The sequence below is a fragment of the Micromonospora sp. NPDC049559 genome (genome assembly GCF_040676675.1).
GTDB lineage: Bacteria > Actinomycetota > Actinomycetes > Mycobacteriales > Micromonosporaceae > JBFAPK01.
Genome location: NZ_JBFAPK010000034.1, coordinates 43,114 through 59,823, shown reverse-complemented (window position 1 = coordinate 59,823; position 16,710 = coordinate 43,114). Strand labels below are relative to the sequence as shown.

At 73.6% G+C, this 16,710-nt stretch carries 13 protein-coding genes and 1 pseudogene; 9 read left to right on the top strand and 5 right to left on the bottom strand.

Translation table 11 applies throughout. The annotated features are described in order from the left end of the window. Positions 1-1,983: pseudogene (locus AB0J86_RS29415) on the bottom strand (hypothetical protein); the annotation flags it as partial. Between the two features lie 329 nt (positions 1,984-2,312). Between AB0J86_RS29415 and AB0J86_RS29410 the strand changes: the two are divergent. From AB0J86_RS29410 to AB0J86_RS29400, 3 genes are read left to right on the top strand one after another with little or no spacing between them, the layout of a single operon-like run. Further along, positions 2,313-3,119 carry an ABC-2 family transporter protein gene (locus tag AB0J86_RS29410; RefSeq protein WP_363860889.1) on the top strand — a complete coding sequence of 269 codons (807 nt, stop codon included), beginning with the start codon at positions 2,313-2,315 and terminating at the stop codon, positions 3,117-3,119. Beyond that, entirely contained in the window at positions 3,112-3,948 is an 837-nt protein-coding gene (locus AB0J86_RS29405; protein WP_363860888.1) for an ABC-2 family transporter protein, read from the top strand. The genes AB0J86_RS29410 and AB0J86_RS29405 overlap by 8 nt, the downstream gene beginning before the upstream one ends. A 2-nt stretch (positions 3,949-3,950) precedes the next feature. Next, entirely contained in the window at positions 3,951-4,970 is a 1,020-nt protein-coding gene (locus AB0J86_RS29400; RefSeq protein ID WP_363860887.1) for an ATP-binding cassette domain-containing protein, read from the top strand. 64 nt (positions 4,971-5,034) lie between these two features. Here the strand turns inward: AB0J86_RS29400 and AB0J86_RS29395 are convergent, their stop codons facing one another. From AB0J86_RS29395 to nadA, 3 genes are all read right to left on the bottom strand, one after another. Next, positions 5,035-5,637: a DUF3043 domain-containing protein gene (locus tag AB0J86_RS29395; protein ID WP_363860886.1), complete on the bottom strand. Its 603-nt coding sequence runs from the start codon at positions 5,635-5,637 to the stop codon at positions 5,035-5,037. A gap of 230 nt (positions 5,638-5,867) precedes the next feature. Then, positions 5,868-7,223, bottom strand: coding sequence for a UDP-N-acetylglucosamine 1-carboxyvinyltransferase (gene murA, locus AB0J86_RS29390; RefSeq protein ID WP_363860885.1), 1,356 nt, complete (start codon positions 7,221-7,223; stop codon positions 5,868-5,870). A 200-nt stretch (positions 7,224-7,423) separates the two neighbouring features. Continuing rightward, positions 7,424-8,638 (bottom strand): quinolinate synthase NadA, encoded by a 1,215-nt coding sequence (nadA, locus tag AB0J86_RS29385; protein WP_363860884.1) that lies wholly within the window; start codon positions 8,636-8,638, stop codon positions 7,424-7,426. Positions 8,639-8,727: 89 nt separating this feature from the next. Here nadA and AB0J86_RS29380 point away from each other — a divergent pair, with 89 nt between their 5' ends. Then, positions 8,728-9,873, top strand: a complete 1,146-nt coding sequence (locus AB0J86_RS29380; RefSeq protein WP_363860883.1) for a glycerate kinase — start codon at positions 8,728-8,730, stop codon at positions 9,871-9,873. Positions 9,874-10,053: 180 nt separating this feature from the next. On the opposite strand, the gene AB0J86_RS29375 is transcribed toward AB0J86_RS29380, so the two are convergent. Beyond that, a complete protein-coding gene (locus AB0J86_RS29375; protein ID WP_363860882.1) occupies positions 10,054-11,478 on the bottom strand; it encodes an MFS transporter in 1,425 nt (474 codons plus the stop codon). 172 nt (positions 11,479-11,650) lie between these two features. Here AB0J86_RS29375 and AB0J86_RS29370 point away from each other — a divergent pair, with 172 nt between their 5' ends. From AB0J86_RS29370 to AB0J86_RS29350, 5 genes are all read left to right on the top strand, one after another. After that, positions 11,651-12,058, top strand: coding sequence for a MarR family transcriptional regulator (locus tag AB0J86_RS29370; protein WP_363860881.1), 408 nt, complete (start codon positions 11,651-11,653; stop codon positions 12,056-12,058). A gap of 107 nt (positions 12,059-12,165) precedes the next feature. Then, entirely contained in the window at positions 12,166-12,534 is a 369-nt protein-coding gene (erpA, locus tag AB0J86_RS29365) for an iron-sulfur cluster insertion protein ErpA (protein WP_363860880.1), read from the top strand. Between the two features lie 284 nt (positions 12,535-12,818). Further along, on the top strand, positions 12,819-13,796 hold the full coding sequence (locus AB0J86_RS29360; RefSeq protein WP_363860879.1) for a carbohydrate kinase family protein: 978 nt from the start codon (positions 12,819-12,821) through the stop codon (positions 13,794-13,796). Continuing rightward, entirely contained in the window at positions 13,793-14,299 is a 507-nt protein-coding gene (locus AB0J86_RS29355) for an ATP-binding protein (protein ID WP_363860878.1), read from the top strand. Before AB0J86_RS29360 ends, AB0J86_RS29355 begins: the two co-directional genes overlap by 4 nt. Positions 14,300-14,728: 429 nt before the next feature. Next, positions 14,729-16,621 carry a Calx-beta domain-containing protein gene (locus AB0J86_RS29350; RefSeq protein ID WP_363860877.1) on the top strand — a complete coding sequence of 631 codons (1,893 nt, stop codon included), beginning with the start codon at positions 14,729-14,731 and terminating at the stop codon, positions 16,619-16,621. Positions 16,622-16,710 lie beyond the last annotated feature (89 nt).

The following is a 16,710-nucleotide window of genomic DNA, read 5'->3' as shown; positions in this document are numbered from 1 at the left end:
AGAGACGGGCGCACCGGGGATGGGACCGCCGGAGACGGGCGCACCGGAGACGGGCGCACCGGGGATGGGACCGCCGGAGACGGGCGCACCCGAGACAGGCGCACCGGAGACGGGCCTGCCGGAGACGGGCGCACCCGAGACAGGCGCACCGGGGATGGGACCGCCGGAGACGGGCGCACCGGAGACGGGCGCACCGGGGATGGGACCGCCGGAGACGGGCGCACCGGAGACGGGCGCACCGGGGATGGGACCGCCGGAGACGGGCGCACCCGAGACGGGTGCACCCGATACCGGCGCGGCCGGCGGCGGTACCGGTCGCTGTGGCCTCGGCGCGACGGGCGGTGGCGGTACGACCGGGGCTGCGGCGGCCGGCGCGACCGGCGGTACCGGGATCGGAGGCGGCACGGGAGCGGCCGGTGGCTGTGGTCTCGGCGCGGCCGGTGGCGGCACCGCGCCGACCGGAGGCGTGACCGGCGGTGCCGGCGGAACGGGAGCCGGCGGCGCCGTACGGGCGATCGGGGCCGGAGCCCGCTCGGGGCGGGTGAACTCGGGCGCGGCCACCCGCTCGGGGCGGGGGTACTCGCCGGGCGGTTCCGGACGCGTGAACTCGACCGGGGGCCGGTGCGGGGCGGACGGCACCCGGCCAGGGTGCTCCGGCCGCTGCTGGGCGGCCGGACGCGCGACCGGGTCCGGCGCGGTACGGGGATCGGGGCCCACGGGACGACCCACCTCGGGCCCTGCGGGGCGCGGCACCTCGGGGCCGGCCGGGCGACCCACCTCCGGGTACCGACGACCGTCGCGCGCCGGTGGCAGATCGGGCCGGGCCACCGGCCGCCCCTGCTGCGGCCAACCGGGTGCCGGTGGTTCGTGCGCGGCGGCGGGACGCCGCTCGGCCGGTCCGCCGGGGGCGTGACCCGGGCGGTCCGCCCAGCCGGGCCCGGGCGCGCGGCCCGGGCGCGGCTCCGGATCGGGCCGGTACGGCCCCTCGTCGTAGCCGTGGTCGTCGTAGCGGTTCTCGTCGTAGCCCGGCCGGCCTCGACCGGGCGCGGCCGGCCACCCGTCGGGCCGTCCCGGGCCGCCGGGCGGTACGGCGGGGGAACCCGGAGCACGGCGCCCGAGGCCGTCGGGGGCGCCTCGTCCCCGTCCGTCGCCGGGGGCGATGCGCCCGTCGCGCGGTCCGGGGCGCGGACCGGGCAGGGGCTGGGTCTCCTCGGGCGGTGCGTCGCCGGGCCAGCCGGGGTGGCGGTCGCCGACCGCCCCACCGGCCCGGGCGGCCGGCGGCAGCGCCGATCCGCCCCGGCGCCCGTCGCGCTCGAACGGCCCACGGCCCGGATCGCGCTCGACCCAGCCGGGATCCCGATCCGCCCAACCGGCGCCGCGTTCGGCCGGGCCGCGTTCGATCGGGCCGCGCTCGGCCGGGCCGCGTTCGATCGGGCCGCGCTCGATCGGGCCGCGTTCGATCGGACCGCGTTCGATCGGGCCGCGCTGGGCCGGGCCGCGATCGGCGGGGCCGCGCCCGGGCTCGTACCCGCCGCCGCGGCGCGGGTCCGGCCGGCGTGGACCGTCGGTTCGGCGCTGCTCGCCGCGCGCGCCCTGGTCGGCCCAGCCGTTGGCGGCGGCCGACCGCCGCACGTCGCGTGGCCCCGGTCGGACGGGGTATCCCTCGCCGGGGTACTCCTCGTCGTCGAGGTAGGCGTCCGCGAGGTAGCCCTCGGCCGGGTACGCACCGTCCGCGTACGACTCGCCCGGATAGCCACCGCCGTTCGGGTACCGCTCCGGCGGCGCGGGGTGCTCGCCGGGTGCCGGTACGCCGGCCCGGCCGGACGCGCTCGGACGCCGCCTCGGCCGGTGGGACGCCTGCTGGTGTCCGATGTCACCGGGGTAGCGCTGTCCGGGGAACTGGGGCGTCCACTCCGCGGTCGGCTCGACCACCCAGGACGGTTCGGCGGCGTCCCGCCAGAGGTCACCGTACCGGTCGGTCATGCCGCGACCTCGCCCGTGTCCGGGCCTGTGTCGGAGCCACCGGCCGGCCTGCGACGGGGCCAGTCCGGGCCCGGCGGCAGTGCCGGATCACCGCCTGGACTCCGTCTCGACTCGACCGCGACTTCGACACCGGCCCTGCGCGCGCGCCGTAGCCGCTGGAACGGCTCGCGTCGCTCGCTCACGGGGTGTCACCTCGCCGGAAAATCTCGCTGCGCAGCCTGGGGTACCGGATACAGTCACCCGGCCCGGTCGCAGCGTGGTCGCGGAAGGAGGGTAACGGCGTGGGCTCAGTCGCCGCCACTGTGGGACGGCCCAACTGGAGAAACATTATGCCGTGGTTCCGGACATTTGCTGCGATAACCGGATCAGGGGTCCGTCGATACTCTACCTACCGCCAAGCGACAGTTGCCGGAGCTTTCACCAATACCGTCTTCGGTTTCCTCCGCTGTTACGTCTTCCTGGCCGTCGCGCACGGCTCCGGCGGCATGGCGGCCGGTTACGACGCGCCACAGCTCGCCACCTTCGTCTGGGTCGGGCAGGGGCTGCTCGCCGTCGTGCTCCTCTGGGGCTGGACCGATCTCGCCGACCGGATCCGCACCGGGGACGTCGCCAGCGACCTGCTGCGCCCGATCCATCCGGTGACCAGCTACCTCGCCACGGACCTCGGGCGGGCCGCCTACGCGGTGCTGACCCGCTTCGTACCGCCGGTGCTCACCGGGCCGCTCTTCTTCGACCTCTACCTGCCGACGCACTGGTCCACGGTGCCGCTCTTCGTGGTCTCCGTACTGCTCGCCGTCGTCATTTCGTTCGGTTGCCGCTACCTGGTCAACGCGGTCGGGTACTGGTTGGCCGACGTGCGCGGCCCGATGACCCTGTGGACGCTCGCGTCCGGGGTGCTGGCCGGGCTCTACTTCCCGCTGCGCTTCCTGCCGGACTGGGCCGTCCTGCTGCTGTGGGCGGCCACCCCGTTCCCGGGACTGCTGCAGACCCCGCTCGACGTGCTGGTCGAGCGGGATCCGCCGGCGACCCGACTCGGCCTGGTGGCGCTCCAACTGGCCTGGGCGGGGCTGCTCCTGCTGGCCTGCCGGGCGGTCCAGCGCCGGGCCGAGCGCCACCTGGTGGTGCAGGGTGGCTGAGCGCGGTACGGCGACGCGGGACGGGCCCGGCACGACCGCCGCGGCGTACCTGGCGCTGCTGCGCGGACAGGCCCGTTCCCAGGCCACCTACCGGACCTCGTTCGTCGTCGAACTCGTGGGCAACGTCGGCGCCACCGTCTTCGACGTCGTGACGGTGCTGGTGCTGTTCCGCGTCACCGGGACGCTGGGCGGCTTCGACGTGCGGGAGGCGATGCTGATGGTCGGCCTCTCCGCCGCCTCCTTCGCCACGGCCGACCTGACCGTCGGCAACATCGAGCGGCTCCGGCGGTACGTCCGCACGGGACTGCTCGACGCGGTCCTGGTCCGGCCGCTGGGCGCGCTGCCCCAACTGCTGCTGATGGACCTGCCGCTGCGCAAGGTCTCCCGGGCCCTGTTCGGGCTCGCGGTGCTCGTCGTCGCGGTCTCGTCGGCCCGGATCGACTGGACCGCCGGTCGGGTCGTGCTGCTCGTGGTGGCGCCGCTGGCCGGTACGCTCTTCTTCGCCTCGATCTTCGTCGGCTCGGCCACCCTCTCGTTCTGGTGGATCGACTCCGGGGAGATCGCGAACGCCTTCACCTACGGCGGGCGCGACTTCACGTCGTACCCGGTCACCGTCTACAGTGGCTGGTTCCGGACCGTCTTCGCGTACGGTCTGGGCTTCGCCTTCGTCGCCTACTACCCGGCCCTGGCGCTGCTCGGCCGGGCCGACCCGCTGGGCCTGCCGTCCTGGGTGGGCTGGGCCGCGCCGGCGGTCGCGCTGGTCGCGGCCGGGGGCGCCGCCGCCGCGTGGCGGGTCGGCGTCAGGCACTACCGGAGTACGGGGTCGTGAACATGTCCGGACGGCCGCCGTCCCCGCGCGCCGGGGAGCACGTCATCGAGGCCCGCGGGCTGCGCAAGGACTTCACGGTCCGGGTACGCGCCGGACGGCTGCGCCGCGAGCGGCGGGTCGTCTCCGCGGTCGATGGGGTGGACCTGACCGTCACCCGGGGCGAGATGCTCGGCTACATCGGCCCGAACGGGGCCGGCAAGTCCACCACCCTGAAGATGCTCACCGGCGTGCTGATGCCCTCGGCCGGTACGGTCCGGGTCTGCGGGCTGACGCCGGTGGCCCAGCGCACCCGGCTGGCGGCGCGGATCGGGGTGGTCTTCGGCCAGCGCTCGCAGCTCTGGTGGGACCTGCCGCTGCGGGACTCCTTCGCGCTGCTGCGGCACATCTACCGGGTTCCCGCGGCCGAGCACGCCGCCCGGCTGCGCCGCTGCCGCGACCTGCTCGACCTCGACGGCTTCCTGGACGTACCGGTGCGCCAGCTCTCGCTCGGCCAGCGGATGCGCGGGGAGCTGACCGCCGCGCTGCTGCACGGGCCGGAGGTGCTCTTCCTGGACGAGCCGACGATCGGCCTGGACCTGGTGAGCAAGCAGGCGGTCCGCGAGTTCCTCGCCGAGCTGGGGCGGTCCGGCGACACCACCCTGGTACTGACCACGCACGACCTCGCCGACATCGAGCGGCTCTGCCGGCGGCTGGTCGTCATCGACCACGGCCGGGTGGTGCACGACGGCACGATCGAGGAGCTGCACGCGCGGTACGGCTCGCGCCGGCTGGTCGTGGTCGACCTGGACGCGCCGCTGGCCGCGCCGCCCGAGCTGCCCGGCGCGCCGCTGCACCAGGCCGACGCGGAGGGGCGCCGGCTGGTCTTCGTCTGCGAGTCGGTGACCGCCGGCGAGGTGGTGGCGCGGCTGGCCGGCCTGGCGGCGCTGCGCGACATCTCCATCGTCGAACCGGACATCGAGGACGTGGTCGCCCGCCTGTACCGGGGCCCGGACTCCGCGCTGACGGCGCCCGGGGCGGACTGAGCGCCCGAGGCGGACCGAGCGGTCCGGGCGTCGCCGCGCCGGGCCGGTGCCGGCCGAACCGCCGCTAGACGGCGTCGCCGATCTTGACCTGCGGCGCGGGGGCGCGCATCCGGCGGAACGTGATGGACCGCATGATCGCGTAGAGGTAGAGCGACCCCATCCGCTGGTCCGTCTTGGGGAAGCGCTGGCGGACCAGCTTGCGGATCCGGCGGGAGATCAGCACCGAGTCGACCACCACGCCGAGCGCCAGGGCGCCCCAGAGCAGGTTCGAGGCGAGCCGGATCTCGGGCGGCATCGTGTTCGCCGATCCGATCAGCACGATCAGCGCGCCGCCGAAGAACCAGGTGCCGACCGTACGGCGGGAGTCGACCACGTCGCGGGCGAGCCGCCGCTCCGGCCCGCGGTCGCGCGGGCCGCCCTCCCGGCGGAACGTCTCCGACGCCTCGGCGCGCTGCGCCCGCCGCAGCTCCCGGGCCTCCTCCTTGGTGAGGGGCTTGGTGCTCACCGGCCGCCGACCCGCCGTCGGACGCTTCGGCGTCTCCACGCCGAGCTCTTTCTTGCTCGGCGTGTAGTTGCGGGGACGGGACGGGGCGGCCTCGTCGGTCGTCACCGGGGTGACGTCTTCCTCGACGAGCTCGGCGGGTTTACGGCGAAACAGCGACGGCACGAATGAAGGGTAGCGGGCGGACGACGCGCCCTGCACACCACGTACGCGGGCTCGTCCCCGCCGGGGGGCCGGAGCCCGCCGAGGGACGCGCAAATTCAGAGAAAGAGTGGCCAATCGCCGCGCGACAGCCACTCTTCCGCTGAATTTGTTCGGATCTTGGGGAGCGCCACCCGGGTCCGTCCGGATCTTGCAAGCGCCGCCCGGGGAACGCTGTCCGGGTCGGGTCCCCGCTACGGGCGCTCGACGTGGGCGCCGAGGCTGGAGAGCTTGTTCTCGAAGTCCTCGTAGCCGCGGTTGATCAGGTCCACCCCGTAGACGCGCGAGGTGCCCTCGGCCGCGAGCGCGGCGATGAGGTGGCTGAACCCGGCGCGCAGGTCCGGGATGACCAGGTCGGCGGCGTGCAGCTTGCTCGGCCCGGCGATGACCGCCGAGTGCTTGAAGTTGCGCCGGCCGAAGCGGCAGGGCGTACCGCCGAGGCAGTCGCGGTAGACCTGGATGGTCGCGCCCATCTTGTTGAGCGCCTCGGTGTAGCCCAGCCGCTGCTCGTACACCGTCTCGTGCACGATCGACAGGCCGCGGGCCTGGGTGAGGGCGACCACCAGGGGCTGCTGCCAGTCGGTCATGAAGCCGGGGTGGACGTCCGTCTCCAGGGCCACCGCCCGCAGCTCGCCGCCCGGGTGCCAGAAGCGGATGCCGCCCTCCTGGCCGGCGAAGCCGGCGCGGGGCGCGCGGGCGTCGGTGACCTCGTACTCGCCGCCGACGGAGCGGAAGACGTTCAGGAAGGTCATCATGTCCTGCTGCTCGGCACCGAGCACCTCGACGTGCCCCCGGGTGGCCAGCGCCGCCGCGGCCCAGCTCGCCGCCTCGATCCGGTCCGGGATCGGCCGGTGGGTGTAGCCGCCCAGCCGCGGTACGCCCTGGATCTCGATCACCCGGTCCGTGTGCACCTTGATGATCGCGCCCATCTTCTGCAGTACGCAGATCAGGTCGATGATCTCCGGCTCCACGGCGGCGTTGCGCAGCTCGGTGACGCCCTCGGCGAGGACGGCGGTGAGCAGCACCTGCTCGGTGGCGCCGACGCTCGGGTACGGCAGGTTGAACTTCGTACCGTGCAGGCCGCTCGGCGCGGTCAGGTGCATGCCCTCGGGGGTCTTGTCCACGACGGCGCCGAACTGCCGCAGCGCCTGGATGTGGAAGTCGATCGGTCGCGGGCCGATGTGGCAGCCGCCCAGGTCGGGGATGAAGGCGTGGCCGAGGCGGTGCAGCAGCGGGCCGCAGAAAAGGATCGGGATCCGGCTCGACCCCGCGTGGACGTTGATCTCGTCGGTCGGCGCGCTCTCGACGTTGGCCGGGTCGAGGATGAGTTCGCCGTCCTCCGCGCCATCTGTGATCTTCACCCCGTGCAGCCCGAGCAGGCCGCGGACGACCTCCACGTCGCGGATGCGCGGTACGTCGTAGAGCCGGCTCGGCTCGTCGCCCAGGAGCGCGGCGACCATGGCTTTGGAGACGAGATTCTTGGCGCCGCGGACCCGGATCTTCCCGTGCAGGGGAGTACCGCCATGTACGACCAGGACGTCGTCGGTCAACGCAACCTCCAGCGCGTCGATGTTGCTGGTGAGAGAGAGCCAGGGTGTCCACTTGTGCGGCTGCCCGAGCCGCGTCGGAGCGGCGCGCGGCTGGCTCGATGTCGCTCGGGCAGCATAGCCCTCTGTTACGAAAAAGCGTCGGTCACGCCGGAAAGCCCGCCATTAGAGGGCGAGTCCGGTGATTTTCCGTCGATTCCCCATCACACAACGTGATGGGCGCCCCGCGCTCCGGGGGCCGGCGTGGCGCCGGGCAGGGCGAGCATCTGGTCCAGCGCCGCCCGGGCGTGACGGGCGGTCTCCGGATCGACCGTGATCTGGTTGACGACCCGGCCGGCGACCAGTTCCTCCAGCGCCCAGACCAGGTGCGGCAGGTCGATGCGGTTCATGGTGGAGCAGTAGCAGACCGTCCGGTCGAGGAACATGATCTGCTTGTCCGGGTGGGCGTTGGCCAGCCGGCGCACCAGGTTGAGCTCGGTACCGACCGCCCACGCCGAGCCGGCCGGGGCGGCCTCGATGGTGGAGATGATGTACTCCGTCGAGCCGACGTAGTCGGCCGCCGTCACCACCTCGTACCGGCACTCGGGGTGGACCAGGACGTTCACGCCGGGCACCCGCATGCGTACCTCGTCGACGCTGCTGAGGGTGAACCGCCCGTGCACCGAGCAGTGCCCGCGCCACAGGATCATCTTGGCCTCCCGCAGCTGCTGGGCGGTCAGGCCACCGCCCGGTTTGTGCGGGTCGTAGAGCACGCAGTCGTCGGCGTCCAGCCCCAGCTCCAGCACGCCCGTGTTGCGGCCCAGGTGCTGGTCGGGCAGGAAGAGCACCCGCTGGCCCCGCTCGAACGCCCAGGTCAGCGCGGTCTTGGCGTTCGAGGAGGTGCAGACGACGCCGCCGTTGCGCCCGACGAAGCCCTTGATGTCGGCGGAGGAGTTCATGTAGGTCACCGGGACGGTCGACCCGGCCACGCCGGCGTCGGCGAGCACCTCCCAGGCCGCCTCGACCTGCGACAGCGCGGCCATGTCGGCCATCGAACAACCGGCGGCCAGGTCGGGCAGGACCACCCGCTGCGCGTCGCTGGTGAGGATGTCGGCGCTCTCGGCCATGAAGTGCACGCCGCAGAAGATGATGTACTCCGCCTCCGGCCGGGCCGCCGCCTCGCGCGCGAGCTTGAACGAGTCGCCGGTCACGTCGGCGAACTGGATCACCTCGTCGCGCTGGTAGTGGTGGCCCAGCACGAACACCTTCTGCCCCAGCGCGGCCTTGGCGGCGCGGGCGCGGGCGACCAGGTCCGGGTCGCTCGGCGCGGGGAGTTCGCCCGGACAGTCGACGCCGCGCTCACTGCCGGGGTCGCTGCCCCGCCCGAGGAGGAGCAGGGCGGTGGCGGTGTTCGACGGTTCAACCCAGGTTGAAGTCACGTACCCCATGATCCCACAGCCCGCTGCCCGCGCGGCGACGGAAGTTGTGGGCTGTCCCACGGTGCGTCACGACTGTCACACTGCCCTGCATGCGGATTCTGATCTGTCCGGACAAGTTCGCCGGGACCCTCTCCGCCCCCGAGGTGGCCGCGGCCGTCGCGGCCGGCTGGCGCGAGGCGGCCCCGGCCGACCAGATCGTCACCCGCCCGCTCGCCGACGGCGGACCGGGCTTCGTCGAGGTGCTCGCGACCGCGGTGGCGGGCCGGCGGATACCGGTACGCACGGTCGACCCGCTCGGGCGTCCGGCGGACGGGGAGATCCTGGTGGCCGGGGACGGGACAGCGGTCACCGCCTACGTGGAGAGCGCCCAGGCCTGCGGTCTGCACCTGCTGGCGCCCGAGGAACGCGACCCGAAGACCACCACCTCGTACGGGCTCGGGGTGCTGGTCGCCGCCGCGGTCGAGACCGGCGCGCGGCGGGTGGTGATCGGGCTGGGCGGCTCCGCCGTCAACGACGGGGGCGCGGGGATGCTCGCCGCGCTGGGCGCCGTACCACTGGACGCGGCCGGGCGCGCCCTGCCGTACGGGGGCGCCGCGCTGGTCGGCGTCGCCTCCCTGGACGGTGTGCCCCGGCTGCGCGACGTGACCCTGGTCGCGGCCACCGACGTGGACAACCCGCTGACCGGGCTGCACGGCGCCTCGAACGTGTACGGGCCGCAGAAGGGCGCCACCCGGGAGGACGTGCTGTTGCTCGACGGCGCCCTGGAGACCTTCGCCGCGGTACTGGAACGGGACCTGCCGTCCTGCCCGCCGGGGCTGGTCGGGCTGCCCGGGGGCGGTGCGGCCGGCGGGCTCGGCGCGGCGATCCTGGCCCTCGGCGGCCGGTGCGAGTCCGGTATCGAGCTGGTCACCCGCCTGATCGGGCTCGACGCCGCGTTCGACGAGGCGGATCTGGTGATCACCGGCGAGGGCTCGTTCGACCACCAGTCGCTGCGCGGCAAGGTGGTCGCCGGGGTAGCCGGGGCGGCCCGCGACCGGGGACTGCCGTGCGTGGTGCTCGCCGGCCGGGTCAGCGCGGGCCGGCGGGAGAGCGCGGCGGCCGGGGTGACCGAGTCGTTCAGCCTGGTGGACCACTTCGGCGGCGAGGAGCACGGCGGCGTGGAGCGGGCGATGAGCCGCCCGGCCGAGGGGCTGCGGGCGATCGCCGCCCGACTCGCCCCGCAGTGGAGCCGCTGACCCCGCCGGGCGGCTGGCGCTGAGCCGGCCGGGGTAGCGCGGCCGACCGGCGTGTCACGCACCACCCCGGCCGGGCGTGACACGGCCGGCGTGTCACGCACCGCCCGGCCGGCGTGCTGGACCGGCCGGTGGGTCGGCCGGGGTACGCACCGGCCCGACCGACCCACCGCCGTGCCGGCGCTACCGCTCGCCGCGCCGCGCCCCCGGGCCCGCGGCGGGAGCGAGCCCGCGCCGGTGCCGGCCGTGCCCGCGGGCCAGGCCCGCGACGCTGACCAGCAGGCCGACCAGGGCCACCCCGGTGACCAGCGCCAGGGCGGAGTGGAACGAGCCGGGCACCCGCCCGGGCGTCGGCGCGTCGCTGGCCAGGATGGCCGTGACCCCGGCCAGTCCGATCGCCCCGCCGATCTGGAACGCGGTCTGTACCAGTCCCGAGGCGAGCCCCTGCTCCTCGTCGCCCACCCCGTCGGTGGCCTGGATGTTCAGGGCGGCGAAGGTCAGCGCGAAGCCCGCGCCGATCAGCAGCATGGTGGGCAGGATCACCGTCGGGTAGTGCGGCTCCCCGTCGATGCGCAGGAAGATCAGGTACGCGGCGAGGAACGCCACGAAGCCGGCGGCGGCCACCCGGGCCGTGCCGAAGCGGTTGACCAGGCCACCCACCCGGGGCCCGCCGAAGGCCACCACGAGGCCGCCGGGGAGCAGGCCGAGCGCCATTTCCAGCGGCGACCAGCTGAGCACGTTCTGGATGTAGAGCGTGGCGATGAACTGGAACCCGATGTAGGCGCCGGTCACCGCGAGCGCGCTCAAATTCGCGCCGCGCAGCCGGGCGCTGCGCAGGATGCCGAGTCGCAGCAACGGGTGCGCGACCCGCCGCTCGATCGCCACGAACGCCGCGACCAGCGCCGCGACCAGGGCGAGGCTGCCGAGCGTACGGGCCGACAGCCAGCCGGCCGCCGGTGCCTGGACCACGGCGTACACGAGCAGCAGCAGCGCGGCGGTCGAGGTGGCCGCGCCCGCGAGGTCGTACCCGCGCCCGCCCCGGTGCGGGGCCCGCTCGCGCGGGATCAGCCGCAGGCCCGCCAGCAGGATGAGCACGGCGACCGGCGCGGGCAGCAGGAACGTCCACCGCCAGCCGGCCTCGGTGAGCAGCCCGCCGAGGATCAGGCCCATCGAGAAGCCGCTGGCGCCGCAGGCGGTGTAGACGCTCAGTGCCCGGTTGCGGGCCGGCCCCTCGTGGAACGTGGTGGTGATGATCGACAGGCCGGCCGGCGCGGTGAAGGCGGCGGCCACGCCCTTGACGAACCGGGTACCGATCAGCAGGGCCGGGTCGTCCACCAGGCCGCCGAGCAGCGACGCGGCGGCGAAGACGCCGATCGCCCAGAGGAAGATCCGTCGGCGGCCGAGCAGGTCGGCGGTGCGCCCGCCGAGCAGCAGCAGCCCGCCGTAGCCGAGCACGTAACCGCTCACGATCCACTGCAGGCTGCCGTTGGAGAGGCCGAGGTCGTGCTGGATCGAGGGGAGGGCGACGCCGACCATCGAGACGTCGAGCCCGTCGAGGAAGAGCGCACCGCAGAGAACGATCAGCGCACCCCAGAGTCGGGGAGTCATTCGGGGATCGCGGGCGGTGCCGGCATCCGCCGGCGCGGGTGGTGCCGCCGAGGTGGCGGCGGGTGCGGAAGCCGAAACAGACATGGCCAGCAACTTACTTGCGCATGCATCTAATGCACAAGCAAAAAATGTGTTTGCATTTCATTCACGCGCATGTGGTAGGGTGTCGGGCGTGTCCGGGGATGAGGGGTACGAGGACCTCGTCGCGGCGTGGCGGAGTCTGGCCAGCCGCTACGCGGCCTGCTCCTGCGCGCTCGAACGCGAGTTGCAGGAGCGGCACGGCATCGGGATGAGCGAGTTCGAGGTCATCGACCGGCTCGCCGGTCGCCCCGACTGCGGCCAGATGCGGATGCAGGAGCTGGCTGAGCAGGTGCACCTCAGCCAGAGCGCGCTCAGTCGAGCCGTGGCCCGCCTGGAGCGGGACGGGCTGGTCTGTCGCGAACTGTGCGCGAACGACCGGCGTGGCGTCTTCGTGACGTTGACGGACGCCGGGCGCGAGCGGTACGCCGCCGCCCGCCCCACCCAGCGGGCCGTGCTCGTCGAGACCCTGGGCCTCGCGGGCGCCGCTTCAGCCGGGTGAGCTGGGCCGCACCGACCTACAATCACAAGCAGGAGCATTGGGAATCGTCAGCCACGCGGTTAGCGTGGTTGGGCATAGACCGAACCAGCGCGCAGGGAGAATTCCACGTGACCAGTCCAGCGCAGACCGAGTCGACCGAGGCTAAGGCCCCGACCGCCGTCGTCCTCACCGACGTCGCGGCGCAGAAGGTCAAGGCCCTGATCGAGCAGGAAGGCCGCGACGACCTGCGGCTTCGGGTGGCGGTGCAGCCGGGCGGCTGCTCCGGCCTGCGGTACCAGCTGTTCTTCGACGAGCGCTCGCTCGACGGTGACATCGTCTCCGACTTCGGCGGCGTCGAGGTCGTCGTCGACCGGATGAGCGCGCCCTACCTCACCGGTGCGACCATCGACTTCGCCGACCGCATCGACGCGCAGGGCTTCACCATCGACAACCCCAACGCGCAGAACTCCTGCGCCTGCGGCGACTCGTTCCACTGAGCCGACCCGAAAAGCGTCGACCCTAGAAGCTCGGCGCCATGGCAAGCTCAGGGGCCATGGCAAGCTCAGGGCCATCGCTGGGACGCCGGTCACCCAAAGTGACCGGCGTGCCGGCGGTGGCCCTCGTGCTTTTTCGGCACTCCCGGTCCCGGTCCCGCCGATCAGGAAGATGACAACTCGCCGAACGGATGGCCTCGACCACGACTCGAACGGCGGTCGGTAGGGTAACCGGGCCGGTAGGCTGACCGGCGCCACGCTCCCGAAACCTGACCCCGAGGGCTGACATGAAGATCGCCGTAACCGGCTCGATCGCCACCGATCACCTGATGCATTTTCCCGGCCGGTTCGCTGATCAGCTGATCGCCGAGCAACTGCACCAGGTCTCGCTCTCGTTCCTCGTCGACGACCTGGTGGTGCGCCGCGGCGGGGTGGCGGCGAACATCGCCTTCGGCATGTCCCAGCTCGGGCTGCGTCCGGTGCTGCTGGGGGCGGTCGGCGCCGACTTCGCCGACTACCGCTCCTGGCTGGAGCGGCACGGGGTGGACTGCGACTCGGTGCACGTCAGCGAGGTGGCGCACACGGCCCGGTTCGTCTGCACCACCGACACCGACCTGTGCCAGATCGCCTCGTTCTACGCCGGGGCGATGAGCGAGGCCCGCAACATCGAGATCGCGCCGGTCGCCGAGCGCGTGGGCGGGCTCGACCTGGTGCTGGTGAGCGCCAACGACCCCGCCGCGATGCTGCGCCACTCACAGGAGTGCCGGTCGCGGGGGTACGCCTTCGCGGCGGACCCGTCGCAGCAACTCGCCCGGATGGAGGGCGAGGACGTGCTCGGCCTGATCGACGGCGCGGACTACCTGATGACCAACGACTACGAGAAGTCGCTGCTGCAGCAGAAGACCGGCCTCACCGACGCGCAGCTGCTGGAGCGGGTGAAGATCCGGGTCACCACGCTCGGCAAGCACGGCGTGGAGATCGCCGCCCGCGACGGCGACCCGATCCGGGTACCGATCGCCCGGGAGATCGAGGCCTCCGACCCCACCGGCGTCGGTGACGCCTTCCGGGCCGGCTTCTTCGCCGCGCTCTCCTGGAACCTCGGTCTGGAGCGCGCCGCGCAGGTCGGCTCGCTCCTCGCCACGCTCGTGCTGGAGTCGGTGGGCCCGCAGGAGTACGAGGTCCGCCCCGACCTGTTCGTAAAGGCCCTGGGCGAGTCGTACGGTGAGGCCGCCGCCGAGGACGTCCGGCCGCACCTGGTGGGGTGAGTCCGGTACTCGTCGTCTTCGCCGGGCTCCCCGGCGTCGGTAAGAGCACCCTCGCGGTCCGGCTCGGCGTGGCGTTGACCGCCCCCGTCCTGCCGGTCGACCCGGTCGAACGGGCGCTCGCGCGGCAGGGCATCACCGGACCCGCGGCGGGGCTCGCCGCGTACGGCAGCCTCGCCGGCCTGGCCGAGGTCCAACTGGACCTCGGCCTGTCGGTGATCGTCGACGCGGTCAACCCGGTCGCCTCCGCCCGCGCGCTCTGGGAGGACCTGGCCGCCCGCGCGCGGGTACCGCTGCGGGTGGTCGAGGTCTGGTGCGGTGACGAGGTCGAGCACCGCCGGCGGATCGAGCGCCGGTGGGACGCCGGCGCGGACCCCCTCGTACCGGACTGGGCGCAGACCCTGGCGCGCCGCGCCGAGTACGAGCCGTTCGTCGGCCCGCGGTTGGTGGTCGACACCGCGACCGCCGCCGACCCGCTGCCGAGCATCCTCGCGTATCTCGACTGATGACGTGGCCGGCCGGAATTGTCGGCGGATTTCCGGCCGTTCGCCCGAGAGCGCCGCGCGATTTCCACCGGGTGCGCCCTCGGAACGGACGGCCCGCGAATGAGTGAATTGTTCTCGCGTCGACGGGGGTGAGTATTCGCGCCCGTCCTACTCTCCCTTGTGGATAATGATCCGGCGCCCGGCCGTACCGTCGCTGAGCTGGATGTCGCCGGATGATCGGGCGGCCGGACCGCCCCCGAACGTCGCACGTCAAGGCGGCGGTACGGCGTTTCCTCTTGTCCGCATACGGACAACTTCCCGGCCCCGCGCCATATCGATGATGACCTTTGCCGGCGGATCGTCGCCGCGTTCGGCGGTCACGGAGATTCCGGCCGATCGGGCGGTGGCGCCACGCCGAGGAGAAACCGAGGCAAAGGGAGGAAGAACCCCGTGTCGTACCGTCCCAGATCTCTCCGCCGCCGGGCGCTCACCGCGCTGGCCCTCGCCGCCGCGCTGGCGGCCCCGGCCACGGTGACCGCCCGCCCGGCCGCCGCCGATCCCGGCGTCGAACCCGCCGACGTCACCATCACCCTCGGCCCCGGCGGATCGGCGGAGATCGCCAAGGTCGTGCACACCCCGACCGTGCCCCCCAAACCCGACCTGATCTTCGTCGCCGACACCACCGGGAGCATGGGCGGCGCGATCGGCAACGTCCGGGCCAACGCCGCCGACATCCTCTCCAGCGTGGTCGCGGCGCAGCCGCAGGCCCAGTTCGCCGTCGCCGAGTACAAGGACTTCACCGACCCGTACGCGTTCCGGCTCAACCAGGGCCTGACCGGGGACCTGTCCGCCGTACAGGCCGGGATCAACGCCTGGGCGGCGGCCGGCGGCGGGGACGTCCCGGAGGCGAACCTCAACGCGCTCTACGAGGTCTCCACCGGGGCGGTCACGTTCCGGCCGGACGGGACCCGGATCGCGGTGATCTTCGGCGACGCGCCGTCGCACGATCCGAGCGGCGGGCACTCCCTCGCCGACACGGTCGCCGCCCTGCAGGCCGCCGGGGTACGGGTGGTCGCCGTCGACGTCGGCGCGATGAACGCCTCCGGCCAGTTCACCACCATCACCTCGGCCACCGGCGGGCAACTGCTCAGCGGCGTACCGGCCGACGAGGTCGCCGACGCCATCCTCGCCGGGATCAAGGCGATCGAGGTCACCGTGACCCCGCAGGTGGTCTCCTGCGACGCGCCGCTGTCGCTGAGCTTCGCGCCGGCCAGCCGTACCGTGACCAGCGGTGCCGACGCGACCTTCACGGAGTCCGTGCAGCTGGGCGGCGGCGCGGCCGCCGGCAGCTACCACTGCGTGGTCGACTTCCTGATCGACGGGACCAGCCGGGGCTTCACCCAGCGGCTGACCGTCAACGTGCCGGGCCTGCGGATCGACGACGTGACCGTGAACGAGGGCGCCGGTTCCGCCACCTTCACGGTGACCCGTACCGGCCCGACGGACACCGCGGTGAGCGCCGCGTACGCCACCGCCAACGGTACGGCGGTCGCGCCGGCCGACTACGCCACGACCGGCGGTACGGTCAGCCTCGCGCCCGGCCAGACCACGAAGACCGTGACGGTCCCGGTGGTGGACGACGCGGTCGACGAGCCGGACGAGACCTTCACGGTGCGGCTCTCGGCGCCGGTCGGGGCCGCGCTGACCGATCCGACCGGGGTCGGCACCATCGTCGACAACGACCGGGACGGGACGTTCTCCTGCACCTCCACGGCGCTGCGGATCGCCGGCCTGACCGCCGGCCGGGCGAACCCGGACGACGTGCCCTGCGTCGACGACCACGAACAGGTGGCCTCGGCACAGCTCACCTCCGGCCTGGTCAACGTCCGGACCGGGGTGCTGGAGGCGGCCACCGACAGCCGGCCGGACCACCCGGCGGCGTCGGCCCCGGCGGCGGGTGACGCCGGCAGCGCGACGGCCCGGGTCGACTCCACCCGGATCACCGTGGCCGGGCTGGTCACCATCGAACTCGGCGTGATCCAGGCCTCCGCCTCGGCCACCTGCGCGCCGGCCCCCGGCGGCCTCGCCCCGGTCTTCGCCGGCTCGTCCACGGTGGCGAGCCTGAAGGTCAACGGCGTGCCGGTGACGGTCGGATCGGCCCCGCTGACCGTCCCGCTGGTCGTCGGATCGCTGCGGATCAACAGCACGGAGACCACCGCCACCACGATCACCCAGCGCGCCGTGGTGCTCGACACGCCGCTGACCGACGTGGTGATCGCCGAGGCCAAGGCGAACGTGGAGGGCACGCCGGCCCACCCGGCCGGCAACCCCTGCCGCGCCTGACCTTGGTCGGCCGGGTGTCCACGCGGGTCATGGCCGTCGTGGACACCCGGTCGGGAGGGCCCGCGATCGGCACGCGGGCCCTCCGCCCC

Coding starts and splice junctions, on each gene's coding strand:
- AB0J86_RS29410 (WP_363860889.1), top strand. CDS start 2,313: ATGCCGTGGTTCCGGACATTTGCTGCGATAACCGGATCAGGGGTCCGT.
- AB0J86_RS29400 (WP_363860887.1), top strand. CDS start 3,951: ATGTCCGGACGGCCGCCGTCCCCGCGCGCCGGGGAGCACGTCATCGAG.
- AB0J86_RS29380 (WP_363860883.1), top strand. CDS start 8,728: ATGCGGATTCTGATCTGTCCGGACAAGTTCGCCGGGACCCTCTCCGCC.
- AB0J86_RS29375 (WP_363860882.1), bottom strand. CDS start 11,478: ATGACTCCCCGACTCTGGGGTGCGCTGATCGTTCTCTGCGGTGCGCTC.
- AB0J86_RS29360 (WP_363860879.1), top strand. CDS start 12,819: ATGAAGATCGCCGTAACCGGCTCGATCGCCACCGATCACCTGATGCAT.